Source organism: Paenibacillus jepli (genome assembly GCF_047238105.1).
GTDB lineage: Bacteria > Bacillota > Bacilli > Paenibacillales > Paenibacillaceae > Paenibacillus_D.
On the sequence record NZ_JBDFMD010000001.1, the window covers coordinates 632,429 to 653,386 of the forward strand.

The following is a 20,958-nucleotide window of genomic DNA, read 5'->3' on the forward strand; positions in this document are numbered from 1 at the left end:
AGGCCGGGGAGCCCGTGATGAGCTCCCTGCCTCAACTGTTACTGCATTTTGCCAACGAAGAATGTGGCGTACTCGCGTTCTCTCTCCTGGTTGCGTACGATGATCGTGTACCAGCCCACTTGCGGGAAGGTCACTTTGTACTGACCGCTCACCAGTTCCTTGTATGATACTTTTTGAGCGATATATTTCATCTGACCTTCACGGTACAAGCCCGGCTGATAGAGCAGATCGAAGGTTCCCCATTCATTGGTTTCTTTATTGCCGCCGATCAGCATCTGGTTGAAGCCGGTCACCTTGAAGGTGATGACATTCGTATTGAATAGGGCAGTCTCGCCGTAAGCAGAAGAGATAATCGTGCCGTTGCCGGAGATCAGCATGCCGCCGTCTGCAGTCACTACAACCTTTTGCTGAAGTTGTGTGATGTTGCCGACCTGGTCGGTAGCAGTATAAGTGACCATCTTGGTGCCGGTGGTCGTCAGATCCAGCTCGCTGATGTCTACCTTGATGTCGGCAGCTGCCGACAAATTATCCGATACGGTGAACCCGCCAAGATCAGTACGGAAATCGAAGTCCTCTTTGTTAACCAGGACCCCTACGGACTCCTGATGCAGCGTCAGCTCCGGCGGCGTATTGTCCAGGCCGCTGATGACGACGGGAACCCGGCTGCTGTTGCCCAGCAGGTCGGACAAGCCGATCGTCGTGGTGCCGTTGGTCGCATAAGCTCGAGCATAAGTGTAAGAACCGTCCTGATCGCTGATCCGGTTGGTGTATTGACCATTGTCGTTTTCTATCGGCCGCAGACCGGAGAACACCTGGTTTGGCGCATCGATGCTGCCTGCCAGCGTCACCTGCACCTTGCCCTTCGCATAGCGCTGACCGCCGATGGTGACGATCTCCTCTTGGTTGACCGGCTCCCCATTGTCGTCGACGAAGGTGTAGCTGATCGACGGCTCCAGAGCCCCGGAGCGGATCGTGTCGATCGTTTCTTCGATCACAGTCGTATTGCCATTCTCGTCGGCAACGACGAAGGTGGCCGTTCCGTTTTCGTACAGGGTCTGCATATTTTTCATATCCGGGAAGAACAGTCGCTGGTTGCCATTCTCCGGCTCCACTCCGAGCGTCACCCCGGAGGAGAACAGGACATTGCCGTTGCCGTCCCTGATCGTCCCGAAGGTCAGGCTGCCGTTCTCCCCATAGCCGTAGGAACGGACGATCCTCACCCGCGGCGCTTCCTTGCTGATATTGCCCACCGAGGCTTCCGCAGTGCCGACGTTACCCGCTTCGTCACGGAACTGGAACAGGAACGTACCGTTTGCTTCAAAGGTGTACGCGTTGCGGCCATCATTGTTGACCATAACGATCGGCTCCGAGGAATCGACGATCCGGGCCGTGACGTTGCTGTTGGTCGGAGCAGTAATGTTGTATTCAATCGAGACGCGCGGCGCCTCGTTGTCGATGTTGCTGACGACGACATAGAGCACATCCTTGCGGTTCGGATCGCTCAGATCCAGCAGATCGAAGGCATAGTAGCCATTCTCTTTGACATTGAACACATTGCCGCTGCGCGTCGGCGCCGACGGATTGACGGCTGCCGGCACGACCCGGATCCCGAGCGGCACCATTACTTCGATATTGACGCCTTTATCGGACATTACCGGACGTGTCGTATTATGAGTTGCCAATCCGTAGATCGGTTCATCCTTGGACAGCTTGGTGATATCCAGCGTCTTCGGATCACTGATTGAACCGCTAGGCGCTCTATATTTGACCTGAACCTGCAGCTGGTCCGCGCGACCGGTTGGTACGCTCAGCGAGACGAAGTTCGTGTACGGCTTCCATCTTGTCCATGTCTGGCCCTTGTCCGGCGAGACGGAGTATTCGTAGCCCTGCTTGTTCACCGTTTCGAGATTCAGCTTCAGGATCGCCGTATAGCCGTCCTGCGCGTCTCCAAACAGATAGATCAGGTCGGAGCTTCCCGGTGCCGGCGGCTCTTCTGCGCCAGCCGGACGTGTCACTTTAAAGGTGGATTCGGTACTGACGATCGCCATGTTGCCCGCGCCATCGGTCGCCCAGACATACAGCTTGTAGTCCGCTACTGCGCCCGGTTCCAGTGCCGATCCATCGATAACCGCAACTCCGCTGGAAGGCAGCGGCTGCCAGCCCTGCGTGGCCGCATCCGGAGCAGGATCCCCATTCATAACCCAGAGATATTTGTTGTCCATATTGTTTTTGCTGTAGTTCTCCGTGACCGTCACTGTAACGTCCTGTTTCTCACGAGGGTAGTCGACACCGCGCTTGTTGAACGTGACGAGAGGCGCTTCATTATCCAGATAGTAAGCTTTGGAGAAATAATAGTACCGGTCGCCCTGCTTTACCATCATGTGCACATAATGGATGCCGTTCAGTGAATCGCTCAGCGGCACCGCATACTCAAGCGCAGGACCGCTGACCGCTGCCGTAACCGGGAGCCCCGGTCCGACAAGCTCGTCATCCTCTTGCCGCGCGTCCGGATCGCTATCCGGGTTGGCGCTCGAATCTTGCTGCGGCACGCTGTCGGAGCCACCATCCTGTTGACCGTTCTCGCTTGCTTTCGGCTCCGAGTCCGATGCACCATCCCCGGTCTGGACCGCGCCGTCACCTTGTTCTTGACCGGATGGGCTGCCTGCGCTCTGGATGCTGACCTCCGGCTTGTCCGGTTTGGCCGTTGCTTGCTGCGCGCCTGACTCCGGTACTTCCAGCTCCTCGGTCAATGAACCATCAGCGACGCTGCCTTGCATGCCCGTGGTTGCTTGAAGCTCGGTATAAGCCGATTCGGCGGATGGCCGGTTGGCGCTGCTGCTTACCGCGTAAGCCACTTTGTCCGGCAAGATACCGCTAAGCCGGAAGAACACATCCATGCTCTGCACATAGTCCGGGTTGGCCGGAGTGAGGAATTCGCCATGGACGCTCTCCAGGGAGCTGACGGTGACCGCCTTCTCTGCCGGCCAGACGACCGAGTTGCCCGCCCGGTCGGACGCTTTGATGTAGAGACGATAATCGCCGTCCTCGAACACCTCGCCCAATGTCCGCAGTGTTGCCTGGCCGTTGTGGAGTTCGACTTCCTGCCATTCGATCTCGCTCGGCTGTCCGCCGTCTCTGACCCATTGATAATCGGCCTGGGCCAGTCCGCTGTGCTCGTCTTCGACCGAGACAGTCATCTGGACATCCATCGTGTTGTCGCCCGCCGTGGCGGTATTCATAATCACCGGAGCAGCGTTATCCAACATGATCGAAGTGTGCTTATATGTCCAGTTGGAATCCTCCCGGGTGAAGTCGCTGATCGGCCAATCCTGCAGATTGCCATAATCGCCGACGGCTTGCAGCGCCTTCTTATCGGCATGGATCTCGCGGTCGGCATCGGAGATATCGCTGCCCTGCAGCTCCGCTTTCCACTGGTTGTACAACTCTTCATTGAGCCGTTTGAAATCCTTCATCTTCTCATACTGCATCAGCTCGCGTGCGGAGTCCCATGTCATATCCGCCGTCCAGGTATGCAGATACCATGGTCCTGCCGTACCGCTCGCTATCGCTTCCGGCGGCGGCGCGATCAGATTGTTCTTGTTGTTGACGACGGAGAACTGCAGATGCTCGTAGCCTTCATACAGTCCCTGGCTCGGCTGCTTGCCGGATAGCGAGTAACGCTTGACTGCGGCAAACTGGTCAGCTTCCTTGCCGGCGAGCGGATCCTCCGGCGACTTGCTCCACCAGTAATAGATAAGGCCGACGGAAGGCGACCCTTCTCCTGTCATATTGGAAGGACGGAAGATGCCCATACTCGGCCGCTCGCTGCCGCGGTCGCCCGGCACAGGATCAAGCGACGGGATCAACAGATGCGGATCATTGGCATCGACGGTGATGGTGCCGGTCTTCTGGTACTGCTGTCCAGTGGCACCGCCCTGCTGGTACCGGTAGTCTATCATCGGCGGCGTATTGTCGATGATCAGCTTGGCCCAGTCGATCTTGGAATTGACCAGCGACACATCACCGTTCCCTACCGCTCCGTCCACATGCTCGCCGTCGAAGTTGGCCGGCTGGATGAGCAGGTTGCCGGCATAGTCCTGGATGACATCCATATCGGTGCCGCCTGCCTTCTGGTCATGCGAGATCGCGATAACCTTGAGCAGTGGCGTCTCGACGGTCTTGCCAGCGGGGATCTCCATCTCAAACGTCCAGTCTTTTGTGTTCTCGCCTGCAACATAGTAGGCCTTCATGCCGTTATTAAGGTGAATATAGGTTCGGTAAGGGTCCCATCCCCGCTTGACGACCGCTTCCTCGGTCAGCTGCAGCGTAAATTCGACCTTGTCGTTCTTGTTGATATTGACGCCGGTCAGAATCTCCGGCTGGATGCCGTTGCCGACCTTTGTATACTTCGGTGCGACGCCGTCAATGGTGACCGCAAAGCCGAAGCGGCGCGGGTTGAACGGATCGTCCGTGAGCCCTGTCATGAAGTCGGTCAGCTCTCCCGAAGCATCGGGGTATACGAGCTGCGGCGTCAGTTTTTTGCGCGGGATCCGCAGCTGTACGGCGTTGCCGGCCGCATCCGAAAGATTGGCGGTTTTGAGCTTCTCCTCCATCGGCCAATCGATCGGCGCACCGCTTTGTCCGCCTATCATCTTGGGCTCGATATAGCCTGGGCTCTGATGATAGCGAGAACCGGTATAACGGAAATCGATCGTAGCTGTATATTTGCTAAGATCAGCAGCGGTCTGATACTGCATGTTCTGCATATATTGCTGCTGGCCAGCCGCCGGCAATCCCGTCCCGGGAATGTTGACGAACAGCGGGTGGCGTGTGAAATGATCATAAAAACCCGAGTTAAGGGCAAAAGGCTGTACAGGTTCGCTGAACTTATAGGACAGTGTCAGGTTCTCCTGCTGCTTGATGAACATCTCCTGATGCTTGGCGACCGTATTGACCCGCTGAGCGCCAGTACCTGTCAGGTCGTAATCCTCCAATACGGGACGAACCGTATCCTGGAATTTGATATAGAGACCCTCGACTCCGTTCAGCCGGCCGTTGTCCTTGTAGCGGCGGCCTTCGCCGGCGAACTCGACGGTGATGACGGAGTTTTCATGGATTTTTGCTTTAAAATCGCGCTTGCCGATGCCGCCCTTCGGCGTCTGGCCGCTGAACAGCGTCTGACCGTCTACGACGATGCTGCCCCGGGTCACCCGTGTCCAGGATAGGAACCCCGAATAGTAAATCATCGAGTTGAAGCCGATCAGCACCTCAGCCTCACCGCTTTGGGCGAGCTGTCTAAGCTCCGGATTTTGTGCTACGTTGATGACGAAGCGGGCCGTTTCCCACTTGTCGTTATATCCAAGCCGGATATTGCCCCGGTCCCAGTCGATCATCTGACTCGGCTTAATTGGATGACTAAAGCCAGGCACGTCATTTTGATAGAAGTTGATCAGCGAATTTTGGGCCGCATACGTGGCATTGCCAATCCGGACGCCTTTGCCAAAAAACACTTCTCGATCCGCGGCCGCATAAGCAACCGGCATGCTCCCCACAGGGAACAGCATGACAAACATCGACATGATCAGAGCTGCAGCCAGTAATCGTTTCCCCAGGCTCTGCTTACGCATTCCCGCACCTCCCTGTCTTCCCTTGATCTGTGCGCAGCCCCAGCCGCAACGGTTGGATGCCCATCCTGCTCATCATGTAACCCTCGCTCTCTCTGTTTAGAAGATCGTCTCTTCATGAGACTTTAGACCTACCGACACTCTGAAATTTCGACACTGTCCGAAGTGTAACAGGTCGTACTGAACAAATTCTGGACAACGTTGTACAGAGACTATGGACTCAATCTTTAACACAATACTTGTGCAAAGGATGAGCCGGTCGCTGCAGCCAAGAGGGGGCGGGTGGACGATGGGTGATTAGCTGGGCACGCCCTGAACAACAAAAAAACAGCAGCGACAGAGGATAGCTGTCGCTGCTGTTTCAATTTAAATTCTAATAATTTATATGTTCCACATGTATATTATGGGAAGTGAACTCTGCCACTGTTGTACCACAGGGCGTCGTTCAAACCGGCCTTATGCACATCGATCAGGATATGATGTCCGGCATGGTAATCGACGCTTGGTTTGGACGAGACGCCCGAATCCCAAATATGATTGTGTACCCAGTTCACCGACGGCCAATGGAGCTCGCCGATGTTGTACCAGATCAGGCCGGTATTCTGGCTCGTATGCATTTCAATGATTTTGTCCTCTCCTACAAAAGCCACTGTCGGATCCGTGCCGTCCTGGCCCTGCATCTGTCCGGTAAACTGCCAGCTCAGCGCTCCGCCTGTTCCCCAAGTCCCTGCAGTATATTGCAGCTTGCTGCTGCTGCGATATACGGCTACGATGCGGCCGTCCTGCATCGCGACATCGGGGCGCTCGCCGTTCTGGCCATCCACGGTACCGGCATGCAGCCAGGCGCCAACCGCCCCATTGAGGCTGTAGAAGCGCAACGTATACCCTTTTTGCGTGGCATCGCGCATCATCGCCTCAAGCCGCTGTTCTTCCTCCTGGGACCAATTGCCCGGCATCAGCAGGTCGAAGCCGCTCTCGATATGCTTCCAGTGGATCGCATAGAACCGGTGGTAGATGTCCGCTTCCCGGGGGAAGTAGTCGGAGACCTGCGCATGTCTGCTGCCGGTGACACTGTGGACCTGATCCTTGAACGCCGACAGCTTGCCCGTCGTTTCCGAGATAAAGGCAAAGTAAGCGTCCTTCAAGCCGTCCGAACCGGACAGGCAGACCGTAATGGCTTGTTCGGTGAAGCTGCCCGATTCGCCGACATATCCGTAGCTGATCAAGGACGGGTAATGGTCCAGAATCGCTGCAGCGAACGCGAGACTTCGCGGTAATCGGGATTATTGGCCGTCTTCATGTCGAGATTGATGATGATGTCCCTGCCGTCTCCGTAGACGCTGTCTCCATTTACTTCGATTCGGGCCGCCACATCTTCGAAGTATTTATGAATACTCCCGCCACTTGCCGATGCTGACGCTTGGCTGAAGTGGGGGTTTCAGATGTCTCAACCTGACTTTCTCAGGATGCTTAACACCTGTGGAGTTGACACGTTGACGGACTGGTTACCGGCGGGCCCCTCTATCCCATCTGTACCCTTAGCGGATACGTTTGGGAATACTTTGCGCAGGATGTTGGCCGCTCCGTTCACATCGGCGTGAATCATGCCGAGCGGGCTCACATACAGCCCACGGTGGACCCGCTTGCCGGAGAAGGCACAGGTCACCGCCTCATCAAAGCGCGGTAACGGATCGTGATCCAGGAAGCTTGCTTTGGACGTATACGCTTCTTCGGTCACGATCACCGTGATGCCTTGCTCTGCTGCCTTATACTGGATCATCCCCATGAGCAGCCCGTGCGGGAGGTGACAGAATGACTGGTTGTTGCGCCGTCCCATGCCGGTGCCTTGCTTCCATCCTGTGTTTTGACCGATCACGATGGTGCCAATTCGCGCCTCTATGGCCAGCCTGACCACGTGATGACTGACCTTGTGAAACAGGTCCTTGATTCGGCGATAGCGCTGCAGGTGCAAGCGTTCCAATCGTTTGGACGTATGCAGGCCTTCTCGCGGGTCCTTGCCATGGCGAAGAATACGCGAGTAGTGCGCTTTCATCTTGTTGTAGTATTGATTGATCGCTTTGACGATCCCGCCCTTCACGAGCATCGGCTGCGCACCGGTTGTCGTGACCATGGTTGCGAGATTGTCCACGCCGAGATCAATCGCCATGCAACATGCAGATGGAGCAGCGTCCGCTACCGGTTTCGGCACTTTCAGAGGGCAAGCGAAGATCAGTTCGACAACATAGTGCCCATGACGAGGGACGACACGCACTTGCATAAGCTTGCCGTCCTTACAGCCCAGCTTGCCGATGTTCAGTTGCCGTTTGGTTCGGGGGAGTTTAAGATATTTCCCTTCTTTGATGACGCAGTCCTGATTCGAGAACACCACTTCCTTCACCTTGCTCCGAGCATAGCCCGGCATCTTCGGCTTGCCCGTGAATCGCTCCGGATGTTGTCGGTACGCCTTCATACTGGCGAAAAAGGAAGCCCAGTTCTGGAACACCACCTTCAGGATACCTTGGCTGCTCTGTGCAGGAAGCGCGCGGTAATCCGGCTGGTTCATCACTTTGAACAAGGCATCCAGGAAGGCATACGAGAGGAAGGGCCGCTCTGGCGTAGGCAATACAAAGGGACGAGCATGATTTTTCGCACTTCTTCGCTCGTTCATCGCATCCAGATGCGCGGAGAGGGTATCCATCACTTGCCGTTGCAACGGCTGGCAAGCAGCAGACTGCCCCCTGGCAGTAAACACTTGTCGGACATAAAAGGTAGCCGTATTATACAGATTTTTAGCATGTTGGCACGTTTCATCGAGGTAAGAAAATAACGGATGTCCCGGCTTGATCCACACTTGAAACGTTCGATATTCGGATTTTGGCACGGACATGAAGTCACTCCCTTTTACCCGATAAGCGAATGTATGTTCCTATTAATTATACCGTCGCAAAGGAGAAAAGGAAAGAAGATTTTGTGGGCTAAAGAAGCAGTCGCCGATTAACCTCACCACTTGAAGAAGTGGGAGTCCTCTCGGCGAAAGTTGATAGAGATCTCTGGTGTTGGGCTGGGCTGCGGCATCATGCTTGACATACAGTCTGACTTTGCCCTGCAGGTAGTCGGGATATTGCGGCCCGGTATAGGTACTGTGATTGGCATCGACCATAATGTCCAGTTCCATGTTGTAGAACTGCAAATCCAGCGCACCCGAGAATTTCTGATCCGGATCGTTCTCATCATAGGTGTCATGAAACGCTTTGTACAGATTGGCTTGGATCACCTCGGCATTTGCGGCAGCCCCTACAGGGGCAACGAAGAGCAGCGCGGCTACAAGCAGCCACACCAAACTTGATTTTGCCATTCCTGACGTTTTTCTCACACGTACCACTCCTTCATGCTAATCTGTCATTTGCGCTCTCGGCGAACCCAAAAGTTGAAAATGTCATTTCGCAAGTAGTCCAGTGAATACAATATCTCTTTGTTCTGCTCATCATAATGCAGCTGCTTCATGAGAATGACCGGCGTCTCTTCTTCCTTGTCGATCTGCAGCCGCTGGACATACTTGTCCTGCTTCAGCGGCACTACCAGCTCGGTGTCTGCTCTGGCAATCGTAATCCTGCACTTGTCCTCGAGAAAGCCGAACAGCGAGCCCGAGAAGTCTATCCGCTCAAAGGCGTCGCCGACCAGATCCCGAGGGATCAGATTGACCGAATAGGCTACGGCTTCCCCGTCCGCATATCGAATCCGTTCCATCTGAATCACCTTGGCCTCCTCTGCAATGTTCAATGCCCGCGCCCCTTCCTTATTGCACACCACCTCCCCGATCATTTCTTTTGTGTCATCCTCCCTCAGGCCAGCCAGCTTGATCATCGTCCCGATGCTTTGGAGAATCTCCAGCCGGCTCGGGATAACGGGCAGCGGCTTGATGACGAAGGTGCCGATGCCATGCTTGACGAGCAGCTTCCCTTCCTGCTCGAGCAGCTTGATGGCCGCGCGCAGCGTTTCCCTGCTGACACTGAAATATTTGGCCAGCTCATACTCGGAGGGCAACCGTTGCCCGACTTTCCACAGCTTGCTGTCTATCATTTTTTCGATCTCGCTCTTGATGTTGGGATAACTGATCAACACAGGTTCCTCCAATTCATTCCTTGTCTTCTAGGCAAGAAGCGCTTGCTGCAGCAGCGGCGTCAACCGCTTGTTGCCGCATACGAGCAGCGGGTGATCGTCAAGCTGCAGCCGCTCAACCATGCCCCCGGCTTCCTCGACGATCAGGGCGCCGGCGCCGGTATCCCAGTCGTTCAGATCGAACTCCCAGAATCCGTCCAGATACGACGCCGCGACAAAGCACAGATCAAGCGCCGCGCTGCCCGTACGCCGAATCCCTGACACCTGCCCGGTCATCTTGGCAAAGTACGGGAGATTGAGCTGATGGCGGCTGCAATCGTTTGGAAAACCGGTAGCCAGGAGACTATGTTTGAGGTCCCTGGTCTGCGAGACGTGTACGCGCTTGCCGTTGAGATAAGCCCCGCTCTCCCGCACGGCCCAAAATTTCATGTCCAGCCCGGCCGCATACACCATCCCCGCAACAGTAATGCCCTTGTGCTGCAGGGCAATCGACTGGGCAGACAGCGGGAAGCCGTGAATATAATTGGTCGTTCCGTCCAACGGATCGACCAGCCACACATAATCACTGGACCCGTCCATCCGGCCGTTCTCTTCACCCAGGATGCCGTGATCCGGATAGTGGCGGCGGATCAGCCGGATCAGCATGTCCTCCGACTTCAGATCCACATCCGTAACGAAATCCGTCTCCAGGCCCTTGCTTCGGACGTTGAAGTCGCGCGCCTGAGCCGCCTGTTTCTGGTAAGCAGCCACTTGCTCTGTCCAAGCTCCCATATGGTGAAGCACATCCTCCAACAGCAGCCGTTCCTGCTGATCTATTCGATCCATTTCAGCGTCCCTTCCTTCACATTCCTTCGGATGATTCTATGTGTGGTTGAGGAAATCAACGATGATGCCCATGACGGCTTCCTCCAAGCGAGCGCATAATATAGGCTACGGTAAAGGCCAGCACCAGCAGCACCATCACCATCGAAGCGGCCGCCCCGTACCCGATCTGCAGATTGTATACCCCTTGCCGGTAGATGTACTGGGTGATGGTCGCCGTCGAATTAGCCGGCCCGCCGCCGGTTAACAGATTGACTTTGTCAAACAGCCGGAACGTATCGATCGTCCGCAGCAGGATGACTAACAACAGACCCGGCAAGATATTGGGGAGCGTAACATGGCGGAACAGGCTCCATCTGCTGGCGCCATCGACCTTGGCCGCTTCGTATTGGGCTCTGGATACGGCTTGCAGCGCCGCATACAGCAGCAAAAACGCAAACGGCGTCCACTGCCAGATATCGATCAGCAGAATGGTGTTGAAAGCCAGACGGATATCCATCAGAAAGTTGAAGGGGCCGGCCCCAAAAAACGAAAGCATATAATTGATAATGCCGTTGTGATTGCTGAGCATCATCTGCCATACCAGCGCCACGGTAACCGGAGGCAGCAGCGCCGGCAGGAGCAGCGACACCCGCAGTACTCTCAGGCCTCGCCGCATGCTGTCCAGCAGCAGCGCGATTGCCAGGCCCAGGGCGGTCTCGATCGAGACCGCCAGTACCATGAATTTGACCGTATTCCAGATCGATTGCATAAACAGCGGATCCTGGAGCAGCCGGGCATAATTGTCGAACCCGACAAACTGCTTGGCGTCGCTGGCCAGGTAGTAATAATCCGTGAAGCTGTTCAGGATCGTGTAGATGAAAGGAAAGACGGTCAGGCCGATCAGCAGGATGAGCACGGGGGCCAGCATGCCCAGTTGAAAACGCCATTTGCTATGCAAGTTCTTTGCCCCTTTCCATACCTTTCGCAGTGTTATTGCATCACCTGGTTGATCGCTTGATTGGCATCCGCCAGCGCTTGTTCCGCCGACTTGGTACCAGCGATAGCTGCCGACAATTCGGCTCCCAGCGCTTCTTCCACCTGCGACCATTTCGGTGTGCGGGGTCTGGCGACCGAATTTTGCAGCGCCTCCAGCTGGATCGGGAAGTGCTGATATTTTGCTGCCAGCTCGTTGTCCTGGTAGACACTTTTTCTCGTCGGGACACCGCCATGCTCGACCATACTTTTCTGGGTCTCGCTGCTTGTGATGAAACTCAGGAACTCGGCAGCAAGCTCGGGATATTGCGAATTGGCAGCAACGCCCATCATCCAGTTGCCGATCATGCCGGTGGAGATGGCCGGATCGGCCGCGGTTCCCTTGGAAGGAATCGGCGCGTAGCTGGCGATTGCTGTCTCGCCGGAGATAAACCAGGACGGCCATCCCAGGGCCATCGCCGCCCGGCCTTCGGACACCGAGCTGACGATATCCGTCGTCTCGTAGTTGGCGCCAGCGGCAGCCAGCTCGATATACAAACTCAGTGCCTCCCGGCCCGCTTCTGTATCGATCTGGGCACTCCAGCTTTCATCGAATACTTGTCCACCGAACGCCCAGAAGATCGGCAAAAAGTCGGACACGATTGGATTGCCCTGCTGGCCGCGGATGACATAGCCGGCTGTCCCGTCAGCGGCATGGACCTCGCCTGCGATGTGCAGCACCTCTTCCCAGCTATCCGGGACGTCGTACCCCTTGTCCGCCATCAATTGTTCATTGTAGAAAAACAGTTGCACATTGCCCGAGAACGGCAGTGCGTACAGGTCGCCGGTACCATACGGATGCTTGCCGAGAGCCAGCGACGACGCTTCAAAGTCCTCATCCGCCTCTACTCCCAGCTCGGACAGGTTGGCAAAAATACCGGCCTCTCCAAACTCCGGCATCCAGGGATCATCAGCCATCACCAGATCATAAGAACCTCTGGCATTGGTGGCATCAAGCGAGATCTTCTGCTTCAGATCCGCTGCCTCGAGACCGATGATCTCCACCTCGACCTGATGCTCCTCCTCGAAAGCCGTTTTTACAGCTTCCATGGCCGCTACATGCGAGCCCCCCCGGGCGGCGATCACCAGCTTGTCGGGACCTTGTCCCTGCGACGACTGGCAGCCTGCCAGCAGTCCAACCGCCAGACCTGCACTCAACACCACACTGAACCTACGTTTCATCTCTCCATCCTCCTATTCTTTTATGGCGCCGGCCGTTAGGCCGTTCATCAAATGCCGCTGCATGAAAACTGCGATCAATACGACGGGAATCATCGACACGATGCCGCCGCTCGCGACTTTGCCCCACTCTGTCAGCTCCTGCTCGCTGTTCAGCGTGGCCAGCTTCAGGGGAATCGTAAAGTCGCCCGGGCGTTGAATAAAGATGACACTGTACAAATATTCATTCCAGGAGTCCATGAAGGACAGGATCGTCACAGCTGCGATGCCCGGGGCCACGAGCGGCAGGACCACACGCAGGTAAATCGTCCATTCCGAGGCGCCGTCGATGCGTGCACTCTCCTCGATCTCCTCGGGCACACCGATGAAAAAGGCCATCATAAACCAGACGACGAACGGCAGATTGACCAGAACATGCGCGAGCACAATCGGCACCTTGGTATGGAGCAGCCCGGCATCGTTCATCAGGATATACAGCGGCAGCGCAAAGGTAATCGGCGGAAGTACACGAACGAGCAAAATCCAGACCAGCAACGCGTTTCTGAAAACAGGGGCAAAGGTTCGCCGACTGAGCACATAAGCGCAGGACAAACCCGCCGCGAGCACAATCGTCAGGGATGCCAAAGTGACGACCGCGCTATTCCAGAGCGGCAGTCCGTATCTCTCCTCGGTAAAGATGCTGATGGCGTGCTCGAAGGTGAACGAGCTTGGCCATAGCGACACTTGGGCGAACAAGTCGGTCGAATGCCGGGTCGCCATAACAGCCATCCAATACACCGGGAACAAGGTGCAGAGGAGCACAACCGTCAGCATCCCGTATTTGGAGCCAATAAGTAGCCTGTTCAAAGGATCTTCCTTTCTTTTAATTGTCTAGACGTCTATACGTTTACTATAGGGATCGTTTGTTAACTAGGTGTAATGTGGAAAATAAGGATTGGTTAAGGGGGGGGGGGGGGGGACGGCTGAAGCCAAACTACAAAAACGCCGACGGTAAGAAATCGGCGTTCAGGTTAAGGAGGAATCGAAATTCAATTGAGATCGCAACTGGCACGCCCATCAAAAAAAGGCCTCATCTTTCGATGATGGCCTTAGTTATTTAGCTCTTCTAACGAACCAAGCAGCCGGTTAACACCGGCTATATCCGCAGCTCGCGCACGTCTTGCAGCCCTCGGTGTTGATCAGCGAGGCCGAGCCGCAGGAGGGGCACAGGTCGGTAGAGCTAAAGGCCCGGGAGGGCTGATGCCCTTGCGGCGTTTCTCCGGCACCCTGCTCTGTCCCTAGACCGGCGGCTTCCCCGGCGTCCGTCGTCAGATCGGATACATGCAGCTCCAGTGACTTGGCCACCGCATCGGCGATCGACTCGACCCGGGTCGCACCGAAGCCGATCGCCCCCGAGCCGCCGATGCCCTTGAGATGCTTGATGAGCAGCTGCACCTTGCTGCCATGGTCGCCGTAGCGCAAAAACAATGAGCATACCCGGCCGAGCGCTTCCGCCATGGCGAACACATCCGACCCCGCTTTGCCCACGTTCAGGAAGATCTCTCCCGGCGTGCCATCCAGATCATTGATCGTGATGTAAGCCATCCCGAATGGCGTGTTGACTTTGTACGTCGCGCCGCGCAGTACCTGCGGACGGCGTTTGTACTGTTTGTCGATCGGGACCGGAGAAGACGGTATAGCGGCTTCGGAAGCGGATGGAGCAACCACTGCGCTCGCGGACGGCTCCGCCGGTGCGGTCGCAGCAGCCATTATAACTTCGGCATCATCGGAAGCTGGGGCCCCGGTCTCGCTAGCGGCATCCTCCTTCTTGTCCGTCGAGAGCACCTGCACATCGCGGCTGCCGTCGCGGTAGATCGTCACGCCTTTGCAGCCCAGCTCGAAGGCCAGTTCATAGAGCCGTTTCGTATCCTCGACCGTGAAGTCCGCAGGGGCATTGGCCGTCTTGGAGATCGAGCTGTCGACCCAGCGCTGGATCGCCGCCTGCACCCGGATATGGTCCTCCGCCGCCAGCTCCATGGCGGTGACATAATAGTCCGGCAGCTCTTCGCCGGGGTGCCGGTCCTTCCAGACTTGGGCGATCGGCACGAGCTGCTTGTCATACCCCAGCCGGCTCTGACGGTAATATTCAAAGGCAAAGTAAGGCTCGATGCCGGTCGAGGTGCCGACCATCGTGCCTGTGCTGCCAGTAGGCGCCTGCGTAATCAGGGTTACATTGCGGATGCCGCGCCCACGGACCGCTTCCCCCACCTCGGGGTACACCGTTGCCAGCTCGCGCATGAAGCCGCTGCTTAAGAACTTGTCGGACTCGAAAGCCGGGAACGAGCCTTTCTCCGCCGCGATCTCGGTAGAAGCCAGATACGCCTCCTTGGCGATGAATCCGTACAAACGGTCCAGGAAGCCCAGCGACTCCTCGCTGCCATAGCGGATCTCCAGCCGGATCAACAGCTCCGCCAGCCCCATCGTCCCCAGACCGACCCGGCGCTCCCGTTTCTGGTTCGCTTCATTTTGCTCGAAATGATAAGGTGTCACATCGATGACATTATCCAGGAACCGAACCGCCCATCGCGTCACTTGGCCCAACTCCTGCCAGTCCACATCATGCGCGGTCTCATCGTAGAACCGGGAAAGATTGATCGCGGACAGGTTGCAGACGCCCCACGCCGGCAGTCCCTGCTCGCCGCACGGGTTCGTGCAGATGACCGGGTTGAAATACCAGCTGTTCGACATCTCATTGTAGCGTTCCATGAAGACGACACCGGGCTCCGCCGACTTCCACGCCGACTCGATGATCGTATGCCAGACCTCGCGTGCTCTGACGGTCCGGTAAGGGATGACCCGCTTGCCCATCTCCCGCCAAGCTGCCAGATCTCCCTGCCAGAGCCGGTCATAATCCGGATCCCGGGTGTCCGGGAAGACGAGCTCCCACTCCAGATCCTCTCTGACCGCCTCCATGAAGCCGTTGCTGACGCAAACCGAGAGGTTGGCATTGGTTACTTCGCCCATCTTTTGCTTGACCGTGATGAAATCCTCCAGATCCGGATGCCAGTCGTTGATCATCAGCATAAGGGCACCCCGTCGGCTGCCGCCCTGCTCGATCAGCCCGGTCGTATAACTGAACAGGCCGCCCCAGGACACTGAACCGCTCGATGAACCGTTGACGCCGGCGACGACCGCCCGTTTGGGCCGCAGCGACGACAGATTGATGCCGACACCGCCTCCTCTGGCCATCACCTCGGTCATCTCGGTGAGCGTGGCCATGATGCCACCACGGCTGTCATGAGGGGACGGCAGCACATAGCAGTTGAACAACGTCAGCTCGTCGCTCGCCCCTGCCCCTGCGGCGATCCTGCCGCCCGGGACCAGCTTCCAATCCGCCAGGATCGACCGGAACCTCTGCTGCCACTGCTTGCGCAGCGGCTCGGTCTCTTCTACCGCAGCCATTGCTTCCGCGAGCCGGTCCCACATCTGCTCAGGGGTCTGCTCGCGCGTCAAGGTCAGCTTGTCCACATCGGTCGTGACGATCAGCCCGCTTCTTGTTTTCACGGTCGCCTGGCTGCCGGTACGCTCGATGACTTCTCCGGCTTCCTTGGCCGGGAATTTCGGGTCATCCTTTATCATGACCAGCACGGTATCTCCCGGCTTCGCAGCGGCCGGGTCATCAGCCTTCCAAGCGTAACGATCCAGGAATATTTTCTCGCTTAACCCTGTCAAGCTGCTGGTCTGCACCTCTGCCATCTTTACCACGCCTCCATTTGCTGCAGGATTGATCATTCGGATCCATTCAGACTAACCAATCACTACATATTGTATGTTTGTTTCATAATAACATACTATATATTGTATTACCACCGTTCTAAATCTCACAATCTGGTGACGCAACCTTCCGCCTGTCCAAGCGGTCGCGATCCTGAAGTGTCCCTGTTTTTGCGGGTTCCTCTTATGATTCCCCTAGATTGCGGCAATACTGATAGACATGTAATGTTTCTCACAGCCAGCCCTCGCCCCTGCAAGGGCAAGGCTCTCATAAGGAGGATAAACAATGGCCAACTCCACACATTCTGCAAGTTCGGACTCGCCCGGCAAGAACAAACTCCATCCGTTGGTCGAGCTTCATTTTGACCGCAGCTGGCAGGATGAGCTGCAGCAGCGTCTGGCCAAAAACGGTCCTTGGGATGAATGGGTGCTCTATAAGCTGGCAATCGAAGCCCAGCAGGCGCGCAAAATCGACAGCTTCGACGAGCTGCAGTGTCTGCGCGTGCTGCCGTCCTTTGATCCGATGCCCCACCAGATCTCCACCGCTCGCAAAGTTTTGGACGGCATGGGCGGACGAGCGATTCTCGCAGATGAGGTCGGTCTCGGCAAGACGATCGAGGCCGGACTGATCCTCAAAGAATATATCGTTCGCGGGCTCGTCAAAAAGGCGCTTATCCTGGTGCCAGCTTCACTCGTGCTTCAGTGGGTCCGGGAGCTCAACCAAAAATTCGGAATCGCCGCCGTGGCTCAAAAAAAAGCCCACACGTGGCATTATGATGTCGTCGTCGCTTCGATCGATACCGCCAAGCGGGAGCCGCATCGCGAGCTGCTGCTCGGCACGGACTACGATATGTTGATTATCGACGAAGCTCATAAGCTGAAGAACAAAAAAACTACCAATTATCAGTTCGCAACCCTGCTGCGCAAAAAATACTGCCTGCTGCTGACAGCTACGCCGGTGCAGAATGAGCTTGATGAGCTGTACAATCTGATCACCCTGCTCAAGCCGGGACAATTGGGCGGGCAGAGCGAATTTGCGGCCAATTTTGTCGTCGATAAACGGCAGCCCAAAAACGAAACTGAACTTCATGATGCGCTCTCAGGCGTCATGATCCGCAACCGCCGGGGAGATGGCGGTATCGAGTTCACCCGCCGCATCGTCAAGAATATCCCGCTGCAGCTCTCTCCCGAGGAACAGGCGCTTTATGAAGCTGTGACCAGCTTTGTCAAACAGCGGTACGCCGAGAGCGGCGGCGACCTGACCAGCATGCTGTCGCTGGTCACGCTGCAGCGTGAGGTGTGCAGCAGCCGGGATGCCGTGTTCATCACGCTCGTCAATATGTTCAAGAAGACGCCTGAAGATTCACCACTGCGGCCGAAGATTTGGGAGCTGGTCGAATATATCCGACAGATCCAGGCTAATACCAAAGCGGAGACTGCTTTGCGGCTGATAAGGGACATGAATGAGAAGGTTATCGTCTTTACGGAGTACCGGGCCACCCAGGAGTATCTGCTGCAGTACTTCCGAAGCCATGAGCTTATCGCGGTGCCCTACCGCGGCGGCATGAACCGCGGCAAGAAAGACTGGATGATGGATATGTTCCGCGGCCGCGCGCAGGTGCTGATCGCAACCGAAGCAGGTGGCGAAGGCATCAACTTGCAGTTCTGCCATCACATGATCAACTTTGACCTGCCCTGGAATCCCATGCGGGTCGAACAGCGGATCGGCCGGGTACACAGGCTGGGCCAGACGGAAGATGTGCGCATCTATAATCTCTGCACCCTCGGGACCATCGAAGAGCATATCGTGGGTCTGCTGCACGAGAAGATCAACCTGTTCGAGATGGTTATTGGCGAGCTGGATCATATCCTGGAACGCTTAGAGAAAGAAGATCAGTCCTTGGAGAAACAGATTGCCAAAGCGATGCTGGAATCTTCGGGACAGCGCGAGCTGAGCAGCCGCTTCCGGCAGTTGGGCCACTCGCTGAGCAGCGCACGTCTGGAGCATCAGGACCGCCCAGCAGATGCGTCATTCGGACAGCTGCTTGATGCGGTCAGTCACACCGTGGAGGTGAAGCAATGAATACCAGACAGATCCACCGGTTTGTCCAGCATTATCTGGAATCGACCGGGTGTCACATCATCGAGAAATCGCCGGTCCATTTCAAGGTCAAGCTCTCCCCGCTCGCGGACCGGATCCTTACCAATCGTCCTTATTACTGGGGGTTCGTGGACCGCACGGGAGCGGAGCCGGAGACGATGTCGTTTTTGTTTGTCACCGACAAAGAAAAATATGACCAGGAGCAGGAAAAAAAAACCTCTAGCAAGGCAGATGGATCCGCTGCCGCAGATGCGGCACTCGCGCGCAGCTACGGCTACGTTCACAGCACTACCGCAGGAGCCCGGATGCCCCGAGAAGATCTGTATTACGGCTCGAAGCGGCTGGAGCAGCTGTTCGAAGCAGCCCGGAGCGGAGGCAGCTACGTATGCCTGTTCCAGGAGCCGGACGCCCGCAAGAGCCACCCGCTGGAATCAACCGCTTATACCCCTTGGCTGGGAATTAATCTCAAGGTTGATTTTCTTTGCGACCGCAAGCGAGAGGAGATCCATTCCTTTGGTATTTCGCTTGCCACGGGACAATGTGTCGAGCAGTTCCAGGACCGTCTGTCGGGTCTGAAGATGACGCCGCGCATCCCGCCCAACATCCATGTCGCCCGAAGTGCAGTCACACTCCACAAGGCCGCAGGCATCATCGAGCAGACACTTGAAAAAAAACTGCGCACCTATGATTATGCCTGGGCGGAAGAAGCCTCGCAGCGGCTGCATGAAGAGCAGCAGTTGATCTCCCATTACTACGATGCGCTGCTATCCTCGGCCGTGGACGAAGTGAAGCCGCAAATCCAGGAGCAGTACGAGAACCGCAAGGCGGAGATCGACTGGCAGTACCAGCCTCGGGTGACGGCTTCCGCCATCAATGGCGGTATTTTTCACCTGGCAGGTATCGAATAGCCCAGGACAGACGGGATTCGCTGGATTCCGGCAAAAATAGAACAGGCGCAGCTAAGCTGCGCCTGACAGGTTCCAACAAGCTTCCCGGAGCGGTTCCGGTACAATAGAAGGACAAGCCAGCTGCATAGCGGCTCATAGACAGACAGGATGGTGAACGGTTTGCGACGTTGGGTTCCCTTATATACAGCTGCAGTCTTGCTGTTTGCAAGCGTAGCAAGCGCTCAGGCTGTGCGAAGCGAGTCGTTCGAGTTGACCGCTTCCGCTTCAGAGAATATCCATGATCAGATTGACCAGTGGCTTGACGCCTTATCCAGCCAGCCCGCTTTTGGCGAATGGGCTGAAGCTGTCCGAGACATTTCTCCGCTGGGACCCGGTACGCATAGCTGGCTCGTAACCTTTCATAGCGGCCAGCAAACAATTGGATATATGGTTGTCCATGCAACGGAAGACGGCGGTTATGCACTCGGCGAATACGGTGTGGGAGAGGAGCCTCTTTACGGTGCTGCCACACTTAGACGGTCTTTATCTTCACTCGGTCTGGAAGCTGCTCACCTGGCAGGGATACTCAAGGTCGAACAGCACTATATTTCTCCAGTACTCGCAGTATGGCGCATTCAGCAACAAGACGAGGAACCGATATATGTCGACGCCAAAACGGGTGAACAGCTGCCAATTGAGGATGCTGACTGGCAAATGGCAGCGGACGCTGCTCACATACCGCCGAGCCCGACTCCAGTAAAACTGCTGGACGTGCTTGTCCTCCCTTCTTTTGATGCATTTGAACGCATGCCTTGGCTTACCCGTCAGCCGCTGCGTCCAGCAGCACCCGCCGATCAACTGAGGCTGCGCGAACAGGTCCGTTTTACGGCGGATCCTTTTGAAGGTCGGCACCTTTTCGTTTGGCCTGTCACCGGATATCACCATTGGGATGACCATCAACTTTATTTGTCGGTGGATCAGGAAGGCAGCCGTTATATCCCATTGGCCGTACTGCATGCTGCCGGAAGCTATTATTAACCTATCCATTTATGGTCAAGGTGAAACGGCTATCGCCGTCCTCTGGCGGCGTCGCAAGTTTCATTCCGGAGAAATAGAAGCCAAGTAGATGTGTAAACATATACTTTCTTATATTTCAAAAAAGCTGTTGCCCGACGTTCGTTCGGGCAGCAGCTTTTTTATTGGGAATCTCCAGAGGATCGGACTTTGTGCCACCGGGTCTTCCACCATACCATAAAACCAAGCGGCGCCAGACCGAACCAGCGAATCGTCCAGTGCTCCTTCTGCACCCGGGATGCTTTTCGCTGCTGCTTGCGCTCCGCCCGGGGGGTCTCCACATACCGCACAACCTGCTTGGTTACATACGTGATCAATTCTTTACTGTCTGCCATAACCCTTCCTCCCTCATACCCCTTTATCTTCAGTATGTCCTCCATTTGCA

Annotated in this window: 15 protein-coding genes; 3 read left to right on the top strand and 12 right to left on the bottom strand. The window is 56.2% G+C overall.

What is annotated here, in order from left to right; translation table 11 throughout:
- Positions 1-38 precede the first annotated feature (38 nt).
- The 11 genes from ABC336_RS03025 to ABC336_RS03075 form a co-directional block, all read right to left on the bottom strand.
- Positions 39-5,627, bottom strand: coding sequence for an Ig-like domain repeat protein (locus ABC336_RS03025; RefSeq protein ID WP_413237252.1), 5,589 nt, complete (start codon positions 5,625-5,627; stop codon positions 39-41).
- A gap of 398 nt (positions 5,628-6,025) precedes the next feature.
- Positions 6,026-6,850, bottom strand: a complete 825-nt coding sequence (locus ABC336_RS03030; RefSeq protein ID WP_413237253.1) for a hypothetical protein — start codon at positions 6,848-6,850, stop codon at positions 6,026-6,028.
- The gene (locus ABC336_RS03035) at positions 6,847-6,996 is read right to left on the bottom strand and encodes a hypothetical protein (RefSeq protein WP_413237254.1); all 150 of its coding nucleotides are present in this window, start codon (positions 6,994-6,996) and stop codon (positions 6,847-6,849) included. The genes ABC336_RS03030 and ABC336_RS03035 overlap by 4 nt, the downstream gene beginning before the upstream one ends.
- A gap of 75 nt (positions 6,997-7,071) precedes the next feature.
- Positions 7,072-8,511 carry an RNA-guided endonuclease InsQ/TnpB family protein gene (locus ABC336_RS03040; protein WP_413237255.1) on the bottom strand — a complete coding sequence of 480 codons (1,440 nt, stop codon included), beginning with the start codon at positions 8,509-8,511 and terminating at the stop codon, positions 7,072-7,074.
- A 42-nt stretch (positions 8,512-8,553) separates the two neighbouring features.
- The gene (locus ABC336_RS03045; RefSeq protein WP_413237256.1) at positions 8,554-8,997 is read right to left on the bottom strand and encodes a hypothetical protein; all 444 of its coding nucleotides are present in this window, start codon (positions 8,995-8,997) and stop codon (positions 8,554-8,556) included.
- 26 nt (positions 8,998-9,023) lie between these two features.
- Positions 9,024-9,746, bottom strand: a complete 723-nt coding sequence (locus ABC336_RS03050; protein ID WP_413237257.1) for a GntR family transcriptional regulator — start codon at positions 9,744-9,746, stop codon at positions 9,024-9,026.
- A gap of 27 nt (positions 9,747-9,773) precedes the next feature.
- A complete protein-coding gene (locus tag ABC336_RS03055) occupies positions 9,774-10,568 on the bottom strand; it encodes an inositol monophosphatase family protein (RefSeq protein WP_413237258.1) in 795 nt (264 codons plus the stop codon).
- A 55-nt stretch (positions 10,569-10,623) separates the two neighbouring features.
- The gene (locus tag ABC336_RS03060; protein WP_413237259.1) at positions 10,624-11,505 is read right to left on the bottom strand and encodes a carbohydrate ABC transporter permease; all 882 of its coding nucleotides are present in this window, start codon (positions 11,503-11,505) and stop codon (positions 10,624-10,626) included.
- Positions 11,506-11,537: 32 nt separating this feature from the next.
- Positions 11,538-12,761 (bottom strand): extracellular solute-binding protein, encoded by a 1,224-nt coding sequence (locus ABC336_RS03065; RefSeq protein WP_413237260.1) that lies wholly within the window; start codon positions 12,759-12,761, stop codon positions 11,538-11,540.
- Between the two features lie 12 nt (positions 12,762-12,773).
- The gene (locus ABC336_RS03070) at positions 12,774-13,604 is read right to left on the bottom strand and encodes a carbohydrate ABC transporter permease (protein ID WP_413237261.1); all 831 of its coding nucleotides are present in this window, start codon (positions 13,602-13,604) and stop codon (positions 12,774-12,776) included.
- Between the two features lie 279 nt (positions 13,605-13,883).
- A complete protein-coding gene (locus tag ABC336_RS03075) occupies positions 13,884-16,493 on the bottom strand; it encodes an adenosylcobalamin-dependent ribonucleoside-diphosphate reductase (RefSeq protein ID WP_413237262.1) in 2,610 nt (869 codons plus the stop codon).
- 304 nt (positions 16,494-16,797) lie between these two features.
- Between ABC336_RS03075 and ABC336_RS03080 the strand changes: the two genes are divergently transcribed.
- The 3 genes from ABC336_RS03080 (at position 16,798) to ABC336_RS03090 (ending at position 20,537) form a co-directional block, all read left to right on the top strand.
- Complete coding sequence (locus ABC336_RS03080; RefSeq protein ID WP_413237263.1) at positions 16,798-18,594, top strand: DEAD/DEAH box helicase; 1,797 nt, start codon at positions 16,798-16,800, stop codon at positions 18,592-18,594.
- Positions 18,591-19,520, top strand: coding sequence for a YqhG family protein (locus tag ABC336_RS03085; protein ID WP_413237264.1), 930 nt, complete (start codon positions 18,591-18,593; stop codon positions 19,518-19,520). The genes ABC336_RS03080 and ABC336_RS03085 overlap by 4 nt, the downstream gene beginning before the upstream one ends.
- A 249-nt stretch (positions 19,521-19,769) precedes the next feature.
- Positions 19,770-20,537, top strand: a complete 768-nt coding sequence (locus ABC336_RS03090) for a hypothetical protein (RefSeq protein WP_413237265.1) — start codon at positions 19,770-19,772, stop codon at positions 20,535-20,537.
- 158 nt (positions 20,538-20,695) lie between these two features.
- On the opposite strand, the gene ABC336_RS03095 is transcribed toward ABC336_RS03090, so the two are convergent.
- On the bottom strand, positions 20,696-20,908 hold the full coding sequence (locus ABC336_RS03095) for a YqzE family protein (RefSeq protein WP_413237266.1): 213 nt from the start codon (positions 20,906-20,908) through the stop codon (positions 20,696-20,698).
- Positions 20,909-20,958: the final 50 nt, after the last annotated feature.